General features: G+C 74.6%; 16 protein-coding genes. 11 read left to right on the top strand and 5 right to left on the bottom strand.

Annotated elements, in window-relative coordinates; translation table 11 throughout:
• Nucleotides 1–32 precede the first annotated feature (32 nt).
• Together VT52_RS09300 and VT52_RS09295 are read right to left on the bottom strand one after the other, a co-directional pair.
• Nucleotides 33–1328: a hypothetical protein gene (locus VT52_RS09300; protein WP_046416652.1), complete on the bottom strand. Its 1296-nt coding sequence runs from the start codon at nt 1326–1328 to the stop codon at nt 33–35.
• Between the two features lie 183 nt (nt 1329–1511).
• Nucleotides 1512–2291 (bottom strand): serine hydrolase, encoded by a 780-nt coding sequence (locus tag VT52_RS09295; protein WP_046416651.1) that lies wholly within the window; start codon nt 2289–2291, stop codon nt 1512–1514.
• Nucleotides 2292–2492: 201 nt separating this feature from the next.
• On the opposite strand from VT52_RS09295, the gene VT52_RS09290 reads away from it, so the two are divergent.
• The 3 genes from VT52_RS09290 to VT52_RS09280 all read left to right on the top strand — a co-directional run bounded on the left by VT52_RS09290 (nt 2493) and on the right by VT52_RS09280 (nt 5283).
• The gene (locus VT52_RS09290; RefSeq protein WP_206306472.1) at nt 2493–3536 is read left to right on the top strand and encodes a permease; all 1044 of its coding nucleotides are present in this window, start codon (nt 2493–2495) and stop codon (nt 3534–3536) included.
• Nucleotides 3533–4339: a TIGR03943 family putative permease subunit gene (locus tag VT52_RS09285; protein ID WP_046416649.1), complete on the top strand. Its 807-nt coding sequence runs from the start codon at nt 3533–3535 to the stop codon at nt 4337–4339. Before VT52_RS09290 ends, VT52_RS09285 begins: the two co-directional genes overlap by 4 nt.
• Before the next feature lie 503 nt (nt 4340–4842).
• Nucleotides 4843–5283, top strand: coding sequence for a universal stress protein (locus VT52_RS09280; protein ID WP_046416647.1), 441 nt, complete (start codon nt 4843–4845; stop codon nt 5281–5283).
• Nucleotides 5284–5292: 9 nt separating this feature from the next.
• Here VT52_RS09280 and VT52_RS09275 read toward each other — a convergent pair whose 3' ends face one another.
• The gene (locus VT52_RS09275) at nt 5293–5781 is read right to left on the bottom strand and encodes a CBS domain-containing protein (protein ID WP_079174949.1); all 489 of its coding nucleotides are present in this window, start codon (nt 5779–5781) and stop codon (nt 5293–5295) included.
• Between the two features lie 230 nt (nt 5782–6011).
• On the opposite strand from VT52_RS09275, the gene VT52_RS09270 reads away from it, so the two are divergent.
• Complete coding sequence (locus VT52_RS09270; protein ID WP_046416646.1) at nt 6012–6869, top strand: universal stress protein; 858 nt, start codon at nt 6012–6014, stop codon at nt 6867–6869.
• Nucleotides 6870–6909: 40 nt separating this feature from the next.
• Here VT52_RS09270 and VT52_RS09265 read toward each other — a convergent pair whose 3' ends face one another.
• Together VT52_RS09265 and VT52_RS09260 are read right to left on the bottom strand one after the other, a co-directional pair.
• Entirely contained in the window at nt 6910–7611 is a 702-nt protein-coding gene (locus VT52_RS09265) for a response regulator (RefSeq protein ID WP_046416644.1), read from the bottom strand.
• A 147-nt stretch (nt 7612–7758) separates the two neighbouring features.
• The gene (locus tag VT52_RS09260) at nt 7759–8421 is read right to left on the bottom strand and encodes a CBS domain-containing protein (RefSeq protein WP_046416642.1); all 663 of its coding nucleotides are present in this window, start codon (nt 8419–8421) and stop codon (nt 7759–7761) included.
• 249 nt (nt 8422–8670) lie between these two features.
• On the opposite strand from VT52_RS09260, the gene VT52_RS09255 reads away from it, so the two are divergent.
• The 7 genes from VT52_RS09255 (at nt 8671) to VT52_RS09225 (ending at nt 17839) form a co-directional block, all read left to right on the top strand.
• Nucleotides 8671–9567 carry a universal stress protein gene (locus tag VT52_RS09255; RefSeq protein WP_046416639.1) on the top strand — a complete coding sequence of 299 codons (897 nt, stop codon included), beginning with the start codon at nt 8671–8673 and terminating at the stop codon, nt 9565–9567.
• A 147-nt stretch (nt 9568–9714) separates the two neighbouring features.
• On the top strand, nt 9715–10587 hold the full coding sequence (locus tag VT52_RS09250; protein WP_046416638.1) for a universal stress protein: 873 nt from the start codon (nt 9715–9717) through the stop codon (nt 10585–10587).
• A 64-nt stretch (nt 10588–10651) separates the two neighbouring features.
• On the top strand, nt 10652–13030 hold the full coding sequence (locus tag VT52_RS09245) for a phosphoketolase family protein (RefSeq protein WP_046416769.1): 2379 nt from the start codon (nt 10652–10654) through the stop codon (nt 13028–13030).
• A 192-nt stretch (nt 13031–13222) separates the two neighbouring features.
• Nucleotides 13223–14290 (top strand): zinc-dependent alcohol dehydrogenase family protein, encoded by a 1068-nt coding sequence (locus VT52_RS09240; RefSeq protein ID WP_046416635.1) that lies wholly within the window; start codon nt 13223–13225, stop codon nt 14288–14290.
• Nucleotides 14291–14669: 379 nt separating this feature from the next.
• Nucleotides 14670–16388 carry a sensor histidine kinase gene (locus VT52_RS09235; RefSeq protein WP_240509698.1) on the top strand — a complete coding sequence of 573 codons (1719 nt, stop codon included), beginning with the start codon at nt 14670–14672 and terminating at the stop codon, nt 16386–16388.
• A 120-nt stretch (nt 16389–16508) separates the two neighbouring features.
• Nucleotides 16509–17204 (top strand): CBS domain-containing protein, encoded by a 696-nt coding sequence (locus VT52_RS09230; protein ID WP_046416632.1) that lies wholly within the window; start codon nt 16509–16511, stop codon nt 17202–17204.
• 32 nt (nt 17205–17236) lie between these two features.
• Nucleotides 17237–17839: an Rv1733c family protein gene (locus VT52_RS09225; RefSeq protein WP_046416630.1), complete on the top strand. Its 603-nt coding sequence runs from the start codon at nt 17237–17239 to the stop codon at nt 17837–17839.
• Nucleotides 17840–17851 lie beyond the last annotated feature (12 nt).

Genomic DNA, 17851 nt, shown 5'->3' with positions numbered 1-17851 from the left:
CCGGCGGCGACACCGGCCGGACCACGCGGGGATCAGTCGCGGCGGCCGCCCCGGCGGCGGGCGGCCACCACGGCGCCCGCGCCGACGACCACGGCCACGGCCGCGGCGCCGGCGAGGGGCAGCGCGGGACCGGCGCCGGTGCTCGCGAGGCTGCCGCCGGTGGTGCCGGAACCGCCGGTGGAGAGGCCCCCGGTGGTGCCGGACGTGGTGCCGGTGGTGCCGCCCGTCGTGGTGGTACCGCCGTCCGTGCCCGTGCCGCCCGTGGGCGTCGTCGAACCGGTGCCGCCGGTCCCGTCGCCGCCCTTCGAGCCGCCGTCCCCGGTGGAGCCGCCGCCCGTGGTGTCGGTGCCGCCGGTGACGGAGAGCGTGACGCGGGCGGTGTCGTTCTTCCCGACGTGGTCGAACGGCCGGGTCTCCGGGCCGATCTCCACGTAGCCGCGGGCGCCGGGCACCGCCTTGTCGAGCTTCACCTTGAAGGTGTACGTCCTGCTCTCGTGCTCGTTCACCCAGGGCGCGCCGGTGCCGCACGCGTAGGACTCGGCCCCGGTGTTCTCGCACAGCGCGTCGGTCCGCACCGCCGAGGTGCCCTCGGGCAGCGTGACCAGGACATGGGCCGCGCGCTGACCCGGCTGCGGCAGCACCCAGGCGGGCCCGGCGTTGGCGAACCTCACCCGCAGCGTGACGGTGTCCCCGGCCTTGCCCTTCAACCGGGCGCCGCCGACCTGGAAGTCGGCCGTGTTGACGGCGTTCACCGCGACGTCCGTGCTCGACGCGGCGCCGGCCGGCGGCGCCGTCTCGCCGGTGCGCTCGACCAGCTTCACGACGGCGGCCGTACCGTGCGCCGGGGTGGAGGCGCCGTCGTCCGGGGCCGGGGCCGAGGAGCCGACGGCCACCTGGACGTGCTCGTACAGGGCGCGGTCCAGGGCCTTGAGGGCCAGCGGTCGCTCCGGGGCGTAGACGACGCCCGGCCGCACCGGCTGGTCGAACTCGCACACCACCTGCGTGTGGCCCGGCTCCTCGTCGGTCGAACCGACCGCGTAGCTCAGGCAGTTGGACGGCACCGCGGTCCGGCCCAGGCCGTGGGTGAGGGAGTACGACAGCCAGACCTTGTCGAGCGTCGCCGTGCCCGTGTCGGCGAAGGTGGGCGACAACGGCAGTTCGCTGCCCGGCTTCACCTTGTCGAACGGTGCGATGGTGCCCAGCGCCAGGGCGGTCGCGGGGACGTCGGCGGCCACGGCCGGCGCGGCGCACAGCGCGATCAGGGCGACGGCGCCGAACGCGCCCGCGGTCTGGCGCACCGCACGGGGGCCGGGAGAGCTGAAGGGCATGGAATCCTCTGACTGGAGCGACAGTGGCGGACGAACGGTCGGTGGGGGAACGGGAGTTCCCCACTCTGTGAGACGTCTGTGCCACCGGAACGGTTGTATCGGAGACCGCCCCGGCCCCCTCGCGCCCCGGGCCCTTCCGCCGCTCCGTCCGCGCGCCCCGAGGGCGCCCCCCCCGCCCGGCCGTCAGGCCAGGGCGGTGCGGGCGGTGCGCTCCACCAGGGAGACGCCGTCGCTCATGGAGGCGCTGCCGTCGGAGAGGACGGCGACGAGGCAGCGGTGGCCGCCGATGGTGACCTCACCGATGCTGTTGACGTCCCACAGCCCCGTGGTGGTGCGCTGGAGCCAGCCGTTCTTCAGTTCGGCGCCCGGCGCGGCCACCGCCGAGACGCCCCAGGACTGCTCGGGCAGCACCTCGCCCATCAGGGCGCGGACGTAGGCGCGGGAGTCGGGGTTGAGGGGAGTGTCGGCGCTGTCGTCGAAGACCGCGCGCAGCAGCCGTATCTGATCGCCGGCGGTGGTCCGAGTGAGCCCCCACCTGCCGCCGGTACCGGCCGTGGTCGAGGTCAGTCCGAGGCGCCGGTTGGCCGCCGTGAGCCCTGCGTCCTGGCCGATCTCCCGCCACAGGGCGTCCGCCGCGTCGTTGTCGCTGCGCCGGATCATCGGTTCGGCGTGGCCGCGCTCGTCGTCGGTCAGCGCGCGCCGCTCGTCCTGCGCCTTGAGCAGCAGCGCGGCGAGGATGTCGACCTTGACGATGCTGGCCGTGTCGTAGGCGCGGTCCTCGCCCCGGACCACGGGGGTGGTGGCGCCCGCGTCGAGGTCGAGGACGGCGACGGTGGCGCGCGGATCGGGGACCGGGGTCTTCGGGGCGGGCGTGACGGCGGCCGCCGCCGGGACGGCGGCGGACAGCAGGGCGGCCGCCGAGGCCATGAGGACGCCGGCCGCGCGGCGCGGGTGCGAGGACATGGCACCTGAACGTAGACAAAACCCGCCCCGTGCGAAGTGGCTGCCGTCACTCCGGCCTCGTTTCCGCCGGGATTGTAAGAAGTGTCACCGAGGGAGCCGGGGCGCCCAAGTGGTGCACAGCGGTCGCCCCGGCGGCGTGTACACGCGTCCCGGCCCCGGTCCTCGCCTATCGTCGGCCGGACACCGACATCCGGAGCGATCATGGAAAAAACGGATGAACTGGTTGCCGCGGCGGAGGATGTGGCGGTCGTTCCCGTCCCTCCGCCCCCGTCCGTGCGCCGCCCCCGGCCGTGGCCGCTCGGCGCCGCCGTCCTGCTCGCGGCGGCCGCGACGGCCGTGGTCCTCCTCGGTGGCACGGGGTGGCTCGACCGTCCCGCCGTAGGGGCCTGGCGCACCGTCTGCCTGGCCATCGTCGTCCAGGCGATGCCGTTCCTCGTCCTCGGCACCGTGCTCTCCGGTGCCATCAACGCCTTCGTGCCCGCCGACCTGTTCACCCGGGTGCTGCCGAAGCGGGCCGTGCTCGCCGTACCGGTCGCTGGTGTCGCCGGCGCGGTGCTGCCGGGCTGCGAATGCGCCTCCGTCCCGGTCGCCAACAGCCTGATCCGCCGCGGGGTCACCCCGGCCGCCGCCTTCGCCTTCCTGCTGTCCGCGCCCGCCATCAACCCGGTCGTGCTCACCGCCACCGCCGTCGCCTTCCCGGGCAACCCCGCGATGATCGCCGCCCGGCTGCTCGCCTCCCTCGGCACGGCGGCCGTGATGGGCTGGCTGTGGCTGTGGCGGGGTGACGAGAAGTGGCTGCGCCCGGCCCTGCGTCACCGGCACACCGGGCACACGCACGGCCGCAGCCGCTGGCGGGAGTTCCGGATCGGCTTCCAGTACGACTTCCTCCAGGCCGGCGGTTTTCTCGTGCTCGGCGCCATGGCCGCCGCCACCTTCAACGTCGCCGTGCCGCGCGCCGTCCTCGACGCCTTCTCCGGCACGCCCTGGCTCTCGGTGCTCTTCCTGGCGGGCCTCGCGGTGCTGCTGGCGGTCTGCTCGGAGGCCGACGCGTTCGTCGCCGCCTCGCTGACCGGCTTCTCGCCGACCGCCCGGCTCGCGTTCATGGTGGTCGGGCCCATGGTCGACCTGAAGCTGATCGCCCTCCAGGCGGGCACCTTCGGCCGCGCCTTCGCCTGGCGGTTCTGTACGGCGACCACGGTCGTGGCCGTCGCCGCCAGCGCCCTGACCGGAGGGGCCCTGCTGTGAGACGCCTCTTCCAGGGTCTGCTGCTGAAGCTGACCGGCCTCGGCCTGCTGCGCGTCACGTTGTTCAGCGACACGTACCTGCGCTACGTCAAGCCCGGACTGCGCCCCGTGCTCATCGCCTCCGGCGTCGTCCTGCTCCTGCTCGGGATCGCGGCGGCCTTCTCCCGGACCGGGAGCGAGGGACACGCCCCCGACGATCAGGAAGGGCACGCCCACGACGGGCCTGAGGGGCGCCCGCACGACGGCCCCGGGGGACACGAGGGGCACGACCACTCCGGCACCCCCAGGATCGCCTGGCTCCTCGTCCTCCCCACCCTGAGCCTCCTCCTCTTCGCCCCGCCCGCCCTCGGCGCGTACACCGCCGCGCGCTCCGGCGCCAAGCCGGTCGCCGTGCAGAGGAAGGGCTTCGAGCCGCTGCCCGCGACCTCCCCGCTGCCGCTGACCCTCACGGACTTCACCAAGCGCGTCCAGCAGGACCGCAGCCGGGCCATCCAGGGCCGTACCGTCCGCCTGACCGGCTTCGTCACGCCCGACCCGGCGGGCGACGGCTGGTACCTCACCCGCATCATCTTCACCTGCTGCGCCGCCGACTCCCAGACCGTCAAGATCCATGTCCACGGTTCCGGTTCCGGTTCCGCCGGGCCGCCCGCCGCCGACACCTGGCTCGCGGTGACCGGGACCTGGCACCCGGCGGGCACCCTCGGCACCGGATCCGCGCCGGCCGCGCTGGACGCCCGCCGGATCACCCCGATCGCCCGGCCGATCAACGCCTTCACCGACGATCTCCCGGTCACCCCGGGTTAGGGCCGCCCTGCCGGACCTCGCCGGGGTGGCGCGGTGGCGGGAAAGGCCCCGGAGGAGCCGAGGCGTCCGCTCAGCCGAACAGCCCGCGCACCCGGATCGTCTCCACCCGCCGCCATGTGCCGCCGGGCAGCAGCAGCCACTGATTGCCGGGGCCGTGGCCGCGCCAGTGGCCCGCTCCGGGGGCGCGTCGCCGGCGCGGGGACGCGCTCCCCGGCGTGCGGGCAACGGGGCCCCGCAGTCGCGGCCGGTGCGCGGCCCCCCGGCCTTCGCCTTGCCGTTCTTCCTGCTCTGCTTGCCCATTCGTGCCTCACCTCCCGTTCCTACCGGTTCCCCTTACGGCATTCCCCTTACGGCATTCCCCTTACGGCAGGATGCACCGCCCCGGCCCCCGGCGGCAGGGCCGAACGGACGCTCTTTTCTGGCGGCGCGGCGGCGCGTCGCGCAGCGTGGAGCACAGGGGGCGACAGCCGTGGCCGGCGGGCCGCCGCAGAGAGGTGGGACAGATGGACCAGGACGTCTCCAAGCCCCGGGTCGTGGTGGGGGTCGACGGCTCGCCGTCCTCCTTCGAGGCGGTGCGCTGGGCCGTGCGCTACGCCGGGCTCGTCGGCGGCGCGGTGGAGGCCGTCGCGGCGTGGGAGGTGCCGCTGTACGGCTGGTCCGCGCCCGCCGTGGACATGTACATCGACGAGGAGGAGACCCGCGATCAGATGGCGCAGGAGCTGACCGAGGTGCTCGGCGCGGACGCGGCCGCCGGGGTGCGCACCCGCGTGGCCCACGGCGACGCCGCCGAGATCCTGCTCCGGGCCGCCGAGGGCGCCGAGGTCCTGGTCGTGGGCAGCCGGGGCCGGGGCGGCTTCGCCCGCGTCATGCTCGGCTCGGTCAGCCAGCGCGTCGCCGCGCACGCCGTGTGCCCGGTGGTGATCGTCCCCTCCGAGAAGACCTGAGCCGTCGGCTCACGGCGGCCCCGGCGGCTCCCGCAGCACGCTCCAGGCCACCGGCCCCAGCAGATCCGCCAGCCGCCGGAACACGTCCAGCAGCAGATCGTCCAGGGTGAGCACGCCCACCGGGCGGCCGTCGTCCAGCACGGGCAGCCGGCGCACTCCGGTGCGGCGGAAGGTGCGGTACGCCTCGTGGACCTCGTCGCCCGCGTCCAGGGTGACCACCCGCGGTGACATCACCGCGTCGATCCTGCTGTCCGGCGGCAGGCCCTCGCCCAGCCCGCGCAGCGCCAGATCACGATCGGTGACGATGCCGCGCAGGGTGCCGTCCGCCACGACCAGCAGGGAGCCGACGGCGGTCTCGGCCATCAGGCGGGTGGCCTGTGCCAGGGTGACGTCCGGCGCGACGGTCACCGGCGGCGCGGTCATCAGCCGGGCGACGCCGGCCTGATCCGCCGCGGAGGGCGCGCCGTACGGGGGGCCGGCCTCGGGGAGACGGGTCATCAGGACCTCTTTCGGGGCACCGACAGGGACACCGGCACCCGGGGGTGCCGCCTCCAGACTGCGCCGGGCGGGCCGCCCGGGGGCAGGGGCCGCCCGGACCTCGCCGGAGTAGTCCGATTCCCGCCGAAAGGGACAATGTACCCATCGGCTCACCCGTTCGGCCGTGCGAGCGTGGAGAGCCGGACGGGCCGCTGCGCGGACGCGCAGCCCGAGGAAAGGCGGTGAGGACGATGCCCCTGCCCCTGGTCGTGGGTGTCGACGGCTCCGACGGCAGCCTGCTGGCGGTGGACTGGGCTGCCGACGAGGCGGTCCGGCTCGGGGTGCCCCTGCGTCTCGTGCACGCCTCGCTCTGGGAGCGCTACGAGGGCCGGCTCCCCTCGCTCGGCAGCGAACCGTCCGCTCCCCATGTGATGGCCGCGCACATCGTGGCCTCGGCGACGGAGCGTGTCCGGCGGCGGGCCCCGGACCTGAGGGTGGACTCCGCCGTGCCGGCCGAGGACCCGGTCTCCGCCCTGCTCGCCGAGGGCGAGCACGCCACCGCCGTGGTGACCGGCAGCCGGGGCCGGGGCGAGCTGAAGGGGCTGCTGCTCGGCTCGGTCGGACTGGCCGTCGCCGGGCGGGCGACCGGTCCGGTGATCGTGGTCCGCGGGGACGCGGCGGGGCTCGGGGGCACCCATGAGCGGGTGCTGCTCGGCGTCGGCGAGCCCGGCACCGGTGACACGGCCGCCCGCTTCGCGCTGCGCGAGGCCGCCGCCCGGCGCTGTGTCCTGGACGCGGTGCGCACCTGGCGCCGCTCCGGCGACCGGGCCGAGGACGGGAGCGCCCCGGACCACGAGGACGAGGCGGCCGAACTGATCGACAAGCTGCTCCAGGCCCCGCTGGGCGAGTACCCGGACGTACGGGTGGCCCGGACCGTCCTGGAGGGCCCGCCCGGCAAGGTGCTGCTCCATCGCTCGGCCGCGGCCGACCTGCTGGTCCTCGGGGTACGGCGGGAGCGCGGACACGCCGGGCTCCAACTGGGCCGGGTGACGCACCGGTTGCTGCACCACGCCAAGTGCCCGGTGGCCGTCGTGCCCCAACTCCCCTGAGCGGCGCCCGTGCCGGGTGGACCGCCGTGGCGTGCCCGGGTCAGCGGCCGGGGCGCTGCTGCGCGCCCTGCGGCTCCAGATGGGAGGCGAGCACGGCGGCCTGGACCCGGCGCTGCACGCCGAGCTTGGCCAGCAGCCGGGAGATGTGGTTCTTGACCGTCTTCTCCGAGAGGTACAGCCGCCTGCCGATCTCGCGGTTGGTCAGGCCGTCCCCGATCAGCGCCAGGATGTCCCGCTCGCGCGGCGACAGGCTCGCCAGCTCCGGCGGCAGCGACGGCGTCTCCTCCGGGTCGGCCCGCAGCGAGCGCATCAGCCGGGCCGTCGTCTCCGGGTCCAGCATCGACTGGCCGGAGGCGACCGTGCGCACCGCGGAGACCAGGTCCGAGCCCTTGATCTGCTTGAGCACATAGCCGGACGCGCCGGCCATGATCGCGTCCAGCAGGGCGTCCTCGTCGTCGAACGAGGTGAGCATCAGACACGCCAGCTCCGGCATCCGGTTGCGCAGTTCCCGGCAGACCGAGATGCCGTCCCCGTCGGGCAGCCGTACGTCCAGCACCGCGACGTGCGGGCGCAGGGCGGGGCCCCGGACCAGCGCGTGCGCGGCGGTGTCGGCGTCGCCGACGACGGAGATGTCCGGTTCGGCGTCCAGGAGATCCGCCAGACCGCGCCGGACGACCTCATGGTCGTCCAGCAGGAACACCCGGATCGGGTCCTGTGCCGTGAAGGTGCGTGTCTCGGTCATCTCGGCCTCTCGTTCCCGGAAAGCGGACGGGCTGCGGCCCGTCGTCGGGCCGATCATCGCCGGACGGCGCCGCGCGCACCAGGGCCGACCGGCCCCAATCCCCTGGACCGGCCCTGATCCCCTGGACGGGCCCTCCTTCCCAGGATGTCACGCCCCCGCCGCCGGCCGGCCGGTCGCCAGGTCGAAGCGCACGTCCACGACACCCTCGACCGCCCGCACCAGCCGGGCCGCCACCGGGACCAGCGAGGTGTCCCGGATCCGGCCGAGGACGGTCACCACGCCGTCCTCCACCCGCAGTTCCACGGCCGAGTCCGGTGGCGGGAAGAGCCGCGCCACGATTTCCCGCCGCACCTCCTCCTCGATCTCCTGGTCGTCGCGCAGGAAGACCTTGAGGAGATCGGCGCGGCTGACGACGCCCTCCAGCATCCCGGTCCCGTCCACCACCGGCAGCCTTTTCACCCGGGCGCGGGCCATCGTCCGGGCGGCCTCGGCGAGGGTGGCGTCCGCGCGCACGGTGACGGCGGGGGAGGTCATCAGGTCCCCGGCGGTGATCGCCTCGCCCTTGGCCATGTCGGCGGGCGGCCGCAGCTGCCGGTACTCCTCGGCCGGGTCGTCCCGCAGCTCCTCCTTGGGCAGCATGTCGGCCTCGGAGACCACGCCGACCACCAGCCCCTCGCCCTCGATCACGGGCACGGCGCTGACCTGCCAGTCCTGCATCATCTCCACCAGCTCCTTGAACGGAGCGCGCCGGCCGACGGCGGCGACGGTGGTCGTCATGACGTCGCTGACGATGTGCGGGGTGCCGTACATGGGTGACTCCGTAGCTTCTCGACCCGGCTTCTCTGCCCGGCTTCTCGACGGGGGTTCCGCTGCCCCCAGCGTGCGCCGGTCGCGCCCGGTCGGCACAGGGGCCGCCCGGCCCTCCCGGGACACCGCCGCCGGGGAGGGCCGGTCGGTCCCGGCGGGGGACCAGCGGCCCCTGATCGGCTCGCCGGTTCTGCCCGAGGCTGGAATCGTCGCTCCTGTCCCCCCGGGGCGACGCGTGCGAGAGGTGGAAACATGACCGGAACCGTCACCGCGGGCCTCGACGGCTCGCCCGAGAGCCGGGCCGCCGTCGAATGGGCGGCGCGCGAAGCGGCGCTGCGGGACCTGCCGTTGCGGATCCTGCATGTGCGGGAGCCCGAGGCCGGCACCGACGCGGACCGTGCCGCCTCCGAGGAATGGGCCCGCACGGTGCGCGAGTCCGCGGCGGGCCTGCGGCTGCGCCACCCCGGTATCGAGGTCGTCACCGACCAGGCCACCGGCGAACCGGCGCCGGCCCTGGCCGAGGCGGCCGACGGAGCCGAGCTGCTGGCGCTCGGCTCCCGGGGTCTCGGCCGGCTCGGCGGGTTCCTGGTCGGTTCGGCCGGGCTGTACGTCGTCGCGCACACGACGCGTCCGGTGGTACTGGTCCGTGCGGGTGAACAGGCCGCCGACGAACACCTGCCGGACCCCTCGGGCGTCCCGTCCGCCGCCACCCCCTTCCGGCCGGTCGTCCTCGGTCTGGACATCGACGACCCGGAGGGCCCCAGCCGGACCCTGCTGGAGTTCGCCTTCGACGCCGCCGCCCGCCGCGGCGCCGCGCTGCGGATCGTGCACGCCTGGACGCCGCCGCCGTACGCCGCGTACGGCATCCCCGCCGACCCGCCGGTCATGCCCTCCTTCGGACGACGGGCCGCGACCCTGCTCACCGGGGTGCTGCGGCCCTGGCGGCAGAAGTTCCCGGACGTCGAGGTGAGCGAGGTGAGCCGGGCCGGCAACTCCGCGCCGGTCCTGGTCGAGGCCGCCCGGGACGCCTCCCTGGTGGTCGTCGGCCGCCGCGTCCGCACGAGCCCCTACGGCGTCCACATCGGCCACGTCACCCACGCCGTCCTGCACCACGTCGCCGCGCCGGTGGCCGTCGTCGCGCACAGCTGAGGCGGCACCCCCGGCCGGACGGCCGGCCGGAAGCGGCGAGGCCCATGGCCGAAACGGTGCCGCACGGCTCGCGTACGCCGGTGAATCCGTCAACGATGGGGTGCGGGCCCGCCTCGTCGTCGACCCCTACCAGGGAGAGTGAACACGATGGACCTGCCCGTTCTCGTCGGCGTCGACGGCTCCGAGGAGAGCCTGCGCGCCGTGGACTGGGCCGCCGAGGAGGCCGCCCTGCGCGGGGCACCGCTCCGCCTCGTCCACGCCTCGCTCTGGGAGCGCTACGAGGGTTCCCTCATCGCCCAGGAGGTCGGGAAACCGGTCGAGGAGGTGATGGGCCAGGACATCATGGACACCGCCGAACGCCGGGCCCACCGGCACCACCCCGGGCTGCGGCTCACCACCTCCGTGCTGCCCGACGAACCGTCTTTCGGACTGGTGAGGGAGAGCAGCACCGCGCGTCTCCTGGTCGTCGGCTGCCGGGGCCGCAACGCCGTCACCGAACTGCTGCTCGGCTCGGTCAGCCTGTCGGTCGCCGCCCGTGCCCACTGCCCGGTGATCGTGCTGCGCGGCGAGCCGGGGAACACGGCGGCGGGGCCGGTCCCCGGCCGTGTCGTGCTCGGTGTCGCCGGGAAGGACGCCGGCCCGGCCGCCGTGCGGTTCGCCGCCGAGGAGGCGGCGCTGCGCGGGGTGCCCCTGGAGGCCGTACGGGCGTGGCGGCGCCCCGCGCACGGCACCACCGGGCATCCACTGCTCGCCGGCGGGCCCGCCCAGGCCCACGAACAGGAGGCCGCCGAGACGCTGGAGGAGGCCCTGCGGGACCTCCCCGAGGGGCTGGAGCAGCGTCGGCGGACCGCCGAGGGACACGCCCGCGACGTCCTCGTCGACGCCTCCCGGGACGCCGGACTGCTCGTCGTCGGCGCCCGGCGCCGCTCCGGCCGGTTCGGCCTCCAGCTCGGCCGGGTCGCCCACGGGGTGCTGCACCACGCGGCCTGTCCGGTGGCCGTCGTACCGGAAACCGGCTGACCACGCCCGCGAAGCGAAGTCGCACCACGGGCCGACCACGAACCTGACGATGATCGGAGTGCCCATGACCGAGGCCGCCCCCCGACAAGCCGCTCTCGGCGAGGAGGAGTTGCGCACCCTGGACGCCCACTGGCGTGCCGCCAACTACCTGGCCGCCGGCCAGATCTATCTCATGGCCAACCCCCTGCTGACCGAGCCGCTGCGCCCCGAACACATCAAGCCGCGGCTGCTCGGCCACTGGGGCACCTCGCCCGGACTCAACCTCGTCTACACCCACCTCAACCGCGTCATCAAGGCCCGCGACCTGGACGCGCTGTGCGTATGGGGACCGGGCCACGGCGGCCCGGCGGTCCTCGCGGGCTCCTGGCTGGAGGGCAGCTACAGCGAGACCTACCCGGACGTCGGCCGGGACGCGGCCGGCATGGAGCTGCTGTTCCGGCAGTTCTCCTTCCCCGGCGGGGTGCCCAGCCATGTGGCCCCGCAGACGCCCGGATCCATCCACGAGGGCGGCGAACTCGGCTACTCCCTCGCGCACGCCTACGGCGCCGCCTTCGACAACCCCGATCTGCTCGTGGCCTGTGTGATCGGCGACGGCGAGGCGGAGACCGGACCGCTCGCCGCTTCCTGGCACTCCGACAAGTTCCTCGACCCGGTGCACGACGGCGCCGTCCTGCCCGTCCTGCACCTCAACGGCTACAAGATCGCCAACCCGACCGTGCTCTCCCGGCTCCCCGAGGGCGAACTCGACGCCCTGCTGCGGGGATACGGCCACGAGCCGCTGTACGTCACCGGCGAGGACCCCGCCGAGGTGCACCGCGCCCTCGCCGCCGCCCTGGACGACGCGCTGGACCGGATCGCGCAGATGCGGTCCAGCGCCCGCGAGGACGGGATCACCGAGCGGGTGCACTGGCCGATGATCGTGCTGCGCACCCCCAAGGGCTGGACCGGCCCCGCCGAGGTGGACGGCGTACCCGTCGAGGGCACCTGGCGCGCCCATCAGGTCCCGCTGCCGGGCGTGCGCGAGAACCCCGCGCATCTGCGGCAGCTGGAGCAGTGGCTGCGCTCGTACCGGCCCGAGGAACTGTTCGGCCCGGACGGCCGACCCCGCGCCGACGTCCTCGCCTGCGTCCCCGAGGGCGCCCGGCGCCTCGGGTCCAACCCGCACGCCAACGGCGGTCTGCTGCTGCGCGACCTGCCGCTGCCGCCCCTGGACGACTTCGCCGTGGCCGTCGACAAGCCGGGCACGGCCCTGCACGAACCCACCCGCATCCTCGGCGGCCTCCTCGAACAGGTCATGGAGGACACCCGCGAGCGCCGGGACTTCCGCCTCGTCGGCCCGGACGAGACCGCCTCCAACCGGCTCCAGGCCGTCTTCGACGCCAGCGGCAAGGCGTGGCAGGCCGAGATGCTCCCGGTCGACGAGCATCTGGACCGGCACGGACGGGTCGTGGAGATCCTCTCCGAACACCTCTGCCAGGGCTGGCTGGAGGGGTACCTGCTCACCGGCCGGCACGGACTGTTCTCCTGCTACGAGGCGTTCGTGCACATCGTCGACTCGATGGTCAACCAGCACATCAAGTGGCTGAAGACCTCCCGGCAGCTGACCTGGCGGGCCCCCATCGCCTCCCTCAACTACCTGCTCACCTCACACGTCTGGCGCCAGGACCACAACGGCTTCTCGCACCAGGACCCCGGCTTCGTGGACCACGTCCTCAACAAGAGCCCCGAGGTCGTCCGCGTCTATCTGCCGCCGGACGCCAACACCCTGCTGTCGGTGGCCGAGCACGTGCTGCGCAGCCGCGACTACGTCAACGTCGTCGTCGCCGGCAAACAGCCCTGCTTCGACTGGCTGACCATGGACCAGGCCCGCGCCCACTGCGCGCGCGGAGCCGGCATCTGGGAGTGGGCCGGCACCGAGAACGGCGCCGAACCCGACGTCGTGCTCGCCTGCGCCGGCGACGTCCCCACCCAGGAGGTGCTGGCCGCCGCCCAGTTGCTGCGCCGGCACCTGCCGGACCTCGCGGTGCGGGTCGTCAACGTGGTCGACATGACCCGGCTGCTGCCGCACGAGGAGCACCCGCACGGGATGACCGACTTCGAGTACGACGGTCTGTTCACCACCGACAAGCCCGTCATCTTCGCCTACCACGGCTACCCCTGGCTGATCCACCGCCTCGCCTACCGCCGCGCCGGGCATCCGAACCTCCATGTGCGCGGCTACAAGGAGTCGGGCACCACGACCACCCCGTTCGACATGGTCGTCCGCAACGACCTCGACCGCTACCGCCTGGTCATGGACGTCATCGACCGCGTCCCCGGTCTCGCGGTACGCGCCGCCGCCGTCCGCCAGGCCATGGCCGACGTCCGCAGCCGCCACCACGACTGGATCCGCGAACACGGCACGGACCTGCCGGAGGTCGCGGAGTGGACCTGGGGAGGCTGAGGCCCCGGGAAGGCCGGGTTGCGCGAGCGCGCCCCGGACCGGGCCCGCCCCGCACGCCCCGTCCGGCGGGGCATGCGGGCCGAACGGCCCAAGCGCGATCCCCCCGGGATCACCCAGGCTGGACCCTGCCGGGGTACACCCGCTCGTGCGTCCCGGCCCCGCGGCACACCGAGCGAGAGGGTGAGGAGCGGCATGAAGGGATATGTCTTTCACGGGCCCGGAGAGGCCTCCTGGGAGGACGTTCCGGATCCGGGGATCAAGGAGCCGACCGACGCCGTCGTGAAGGTCGGAGCGGTCACGATCTGCGGGACCGACCTGCACATCCTCAAGGGCGACGTGCCCGAGGTACGGCCCGGCACGGTGCTGGGGCACGAGGCCGTGGGGGAAGTCGTCGAGACCGGCGGCGACGTGCGCACCGTCCGCCCCGGCGACCGGGTGCTGCTCTCCTGCGTCACCTCCTGCGGCCGCTGCCGCTTCTGCCGGGAGGGCGTCTACGGCCAGTGCCTGGGCGGCGGTGGCTGGATCCTCGGCCACCTGATCGACGGCACGCAGGCGGAGTACGTCCGCGTCCCGTACGCCGACCTGTCCGTGCACCCGCTGCCGGGCACCCTGGCGAGCGAGGACGCCGTGCTGCTCGCGGACATCTTCCCCACCTCCTACGAGGTCGGCGTCCGCAACGGGCGGGTGAGCCCCGGCGACACCGTCGTGATCGTGGGCGCCGGCCCGATCGGGCTCGCCGCGATCACCACGGCACGCCTGTTCTCACCCGAGCGGATCATCTCCGTCGACCTGGCACCGGCCCGCCTGGAGGCCGCCCGGCGGTTCGGCGCCGACGCCGTCGCGGACGTGCACGAGGCCCCGCACCAGTTGGTCGCGGACCTCACCGACGGGCTCGGCGCGGACGTGGCCATCGAGGCCGTCGGCGTGCCGGACACCTTCGAACTGTGCGCCCGTGTGGTGCGCCCCGGCGGACACGTGGCCAACGTCGGCGTGCACGGCAAGCCCGCCACGCTGCACCTGGAGGACCTCTGGATCAGGGACGTCACCATCACCACCGGCCTGGTGGACACCTACTCCACCCCGATGCTGCTGAGGATGGCCGCGGCCGGCCGGCTGCCGACCGGCCGACTGGTCACCCACACCTTCCCGTTGGAGCAGATGGAGCGGGCGTACGACGTCTTCTCCCGGGCCGCCGAGACCGGCGCCCTCAAGGTCGTCCTCGGCGGGGAGCAGCACGAACTCGCCGTACCCGCGGCCTGATCCGCGCGAGGGCGGGGCGCGCACGACCGTGCGCGCACCGCCCTCGCGCGGCCGGGGCCGATGCGGTGCCGGGCGGTGTCGTGACGAGGAGCCATGGCCGGCCCGGTGCTCTCGCACGGAACGGAGCGACACCGCGGGGGACCGGTGCCGCTCCTGAGAACACCCTCGCCCCTGTCGTATGCCTCTCGACAGTGCCGTTCGGGCCCGCTCTCCGGGCCGTACGGCCCAGGAAGCGCACCGGGGCACATGCCCCCGGCATGCGGGGGGCCGCGGGACGCCGAAGCACCGGCCGCGTATCCCTTCCATGCTCCGAGCGGCTACCGTGTCCTTCGGAACCCGTCGGTCCGAAGGCATGGTCCGACGGGGAGTGGAGGGCGTGGTGACCGGAACGGAGGAGCCCGGCGTGCGGCTGCCGCAGCTGAAGCTGGACGAGCTGCTGGAGGAACTGCAGGCCCGGATCGACGCGGCCCGCGGTACCCGGGACCGGGTGCACAGCCTGCTGGAAGCGGTGCTCTCCGTAGGCCGCGAACTGGAGCTGGAACAGGTCCTGCACTCCATCGTGGAGGCCGCGGCGGCCCTCGTGGACGCGGAGTACGCGGCGCTGGGCGTCATCGGCCCCGACGGCACGAGCCTCGCCGCGTTCCACACCGTGGGCCTGTCCGAGGAGCGGATCGCCGAGATCGGCCCCTACCCGGAGGGCCACGGCATCCTCGGCGAACTGATCCGCCACCCGGAGCCCCTGCGCCTGCCGAAGCTCTCCGCCCACCCGGCGTCGTACGGCTTCCCGTCCGGGCACCCGCCGATGAACACCTTCCTCGGCGTCCCGATCCGCGTCCGCGACCAGGTCTTCGGCAACCTGTACCTCACCGAGAAGCGCGGCGGTGCCGACTTCGACGAGGAGGACGAGTCGGTGCTCGCCACCCTCGCCGTCGCCGCCGGCGTCGCCATCGACAACGCCCGCCTCTACGAGGACTCCCGGCTGCGGGAACGCTGGCTGCTGGCGAACGCCGAGATCAGCCACAGCCTGATGTCCGGCAGCGAACGCGCCGAGGCCCTGGACCTGATCGCCGAACGCGCCCGCGAGATCACCGGCTCGGCGCTCGGCGCCGTCGCGATGCCGATGCCGGACACCGAGGCGCTCGGCGTGGAGATCGCGGTCGGCGCCCAGTCCGACGCCCACCGCGGCCTCGTACTGCCCCTGGACCACAGTCTGATGGGCCTGGCCTTCACCGCCGCCGCCCCGGTCACCAGCGACGACGTCGCCCATGACCCCCGCGTCAGCCAGGACCCGCCGCGCTTCGACGGCCTCGGCCCCGCCGTCGCCGTCCCGATCGGCACCGGCGAGGGCGGCGCCCGCGGTGTGCTGCTGCTGGCACGCGAGAGCGACCGCCCGGCGTTCCTGGACAAGGAGACCGAGATGCTGCGGGGCTTCGCCGCGCAGGCCGCGATCGCCATGGAGCTCGCCGAGCGCCGGCAGGCCGCCCAGCAGATCGCACTACTGGAGGACCGCGACCGCATCGCCCGGGACCTGCACGACCTCGCCATCCAGCGGCTCTTCGCCACCGGCATGACCCTCCAGAGCGCGGGCCGCTTCATCGAGCACCCGGAGGCGTCCGAGCGGGTGCTGCGCGCCGTGGACGACCTGGACGAGACCATCAAGATCATCCGGTCGACCATCTTCGGGCTGCGCGCCCGCGAGGGCGCCGCGGCCGGCGGGCTGCGCGCCCGTGTGGTCCGGGTGGTGGGCGAGGCCGCCCCGGTGCTGGGCTTCGCGCCCAGCGTGCGCATGGAGGGCCTGGTCGACACCGACGTACCGGGCGAGATCGCCGACCACGTGGTCGCCGTGCTCTCCGAGGCCCTCACCAACATCGCCCGGCACGCCCACGCCGACCGGGCCGAGGTGCTGCTCGCCACCGACGGCCGTGAGGTGCGCCTGTGGGTCCGTGACAACGGGGTCGGCATCCCCTGCGGCGGCCGCCGCAGCGGGCTGCGCAACATGGCCGAGCGCGCGGAGCGGCTCGGCGGCCGGCTCGACGTGGGGAAAAGCGGAGGGGGCGGGGCCACACTGGAGTGGCGGGTCCCGCTGCCCGCCTCGTAACCCCGGTTTCCGGGGCGGGTCCGTCGGGCACCCGGTGGGGTCCGGTCGGCCCATGACAGCGGCCGGGCGGCGGCCACAGGCTGAACGTGCGGCGCGTACCAGAGCCCCCTGGAGGAAGCCATGGACGGCACTCCGACCACCGTGGACGACGTGATGACCCGCAGGGTGCTCGCCCTGCGCGGCGGCGCGGGCTTCAAGGACATCGTGCAGGCCATGCGCGAGTGGCGGGTCGGCGCCGTGCCCGTGCTGGACGACGCCGGACACGTGGTCGGCGTGGTCTCCGAGGCGGATCTGCTGCCCAAGGAGGAATACCGCGACCTCGACCGGTACGGCGGGACGCGCCACCTCGCCGAGCAGGTCAAGGCGCAGGCGGCGAGCGCGCGGGCGCTGATGAGCGCCCCGGCGGTCACGGTGACCCCGGACGCCACCCTCGGGCACGCAGCGCGCGTCATGGCACGCGCCCGCGTCAAGCAGCTCCCCGTCGTGGACCCCGAGGGCACCCTGCTGGGCATCGTGAGCCGTTCCGACCTGCTGAAGGTGTTCCTGCGCGGCGACGCGGAGATCGCCGACGAGGTCGGCGGCGACGTCGTCACCCGGCTCTTCGGCGCTGAAGCGGCCGGGATCCGGGTGGAGGTGCACGATGGTGTCGTGACGCTCAGCGGCCGGGTCCGGGAGACCGCGCTCGTACCGCTCGCCGCGCGCCTCGCGCGGGCCGTGCCCGGCGTGGTGGACGTGCGGTGCGCGCTGGCCGGGCCGCCGCGCCACCCGGATCTGGACCCGGACCTGCCGGACGCCGAGTCGGCCGGCACCCGCTGAGGGGCCCGCCGGCGCGAGAGGAGGCGGTGACGATGACACGGACACCTGCCACGACGGTCAGGCCGGTACGGCTGTGGCGGTGGCGGCGCAACCCGCTGCGGCGGCACAGCGATGTCGTCGAGGCCTGGATCGTCCTGGCCACCTGGGTGCTCGTCCTCGTCTGCGGCGTGGCCGCCGGTCTCCTCGCGGCCCAGGCGTCCGCCGCGTCGTACGCCGCCCGGCTCGCCCAGGTGCACCCCGTCACCGCGGTGCTCACCGACCCGGCCGCCGCCACCCCGGCCGCCGGCACCGGCTACGACGACGGGCGGGTGTGGGCCACCGTGCGCTGGACGGACGCGGACGGCTCGGTGCACACCGACCGGGCGAAGGTCGCGTCCGGTGCCCCCGCCGGCAGCAGCGTCACGGTCTGGGCGGACCACGCCGACCATGTCGTCGCCCCGCCGGTCACCGGAGCCTCGGCCGACCTCCAGGCGGCCCTCACCGGCGTCCTCGTCGGCCCGTCGGCCGGTGCGGCCCTGTGGTGCGGGGGCTGGCTGGTCCGCGGCCGGCTGATCCGCCGCAGGATGGCCGAGTGGGACGAGGAGTGGAAGCAGATAGGGCCTCGCTGGGGGAACCTCAGCGGCGGCCGCGGCTGAGCGCCGGCGTCG

The organism is Streptomyces malaysiense (genome assembly GCF_000980885.2).
Classification (GTDB): domain Bacteria; phylum Actinomycetota; class Actinomycetes; order Streptomycetales; family Streptomycetaceae; genus Streptomyces; species Streptomyces malaysiense.
This window is presented reverse-complemented; position numbering and strand designations above follow the sequence as displayed.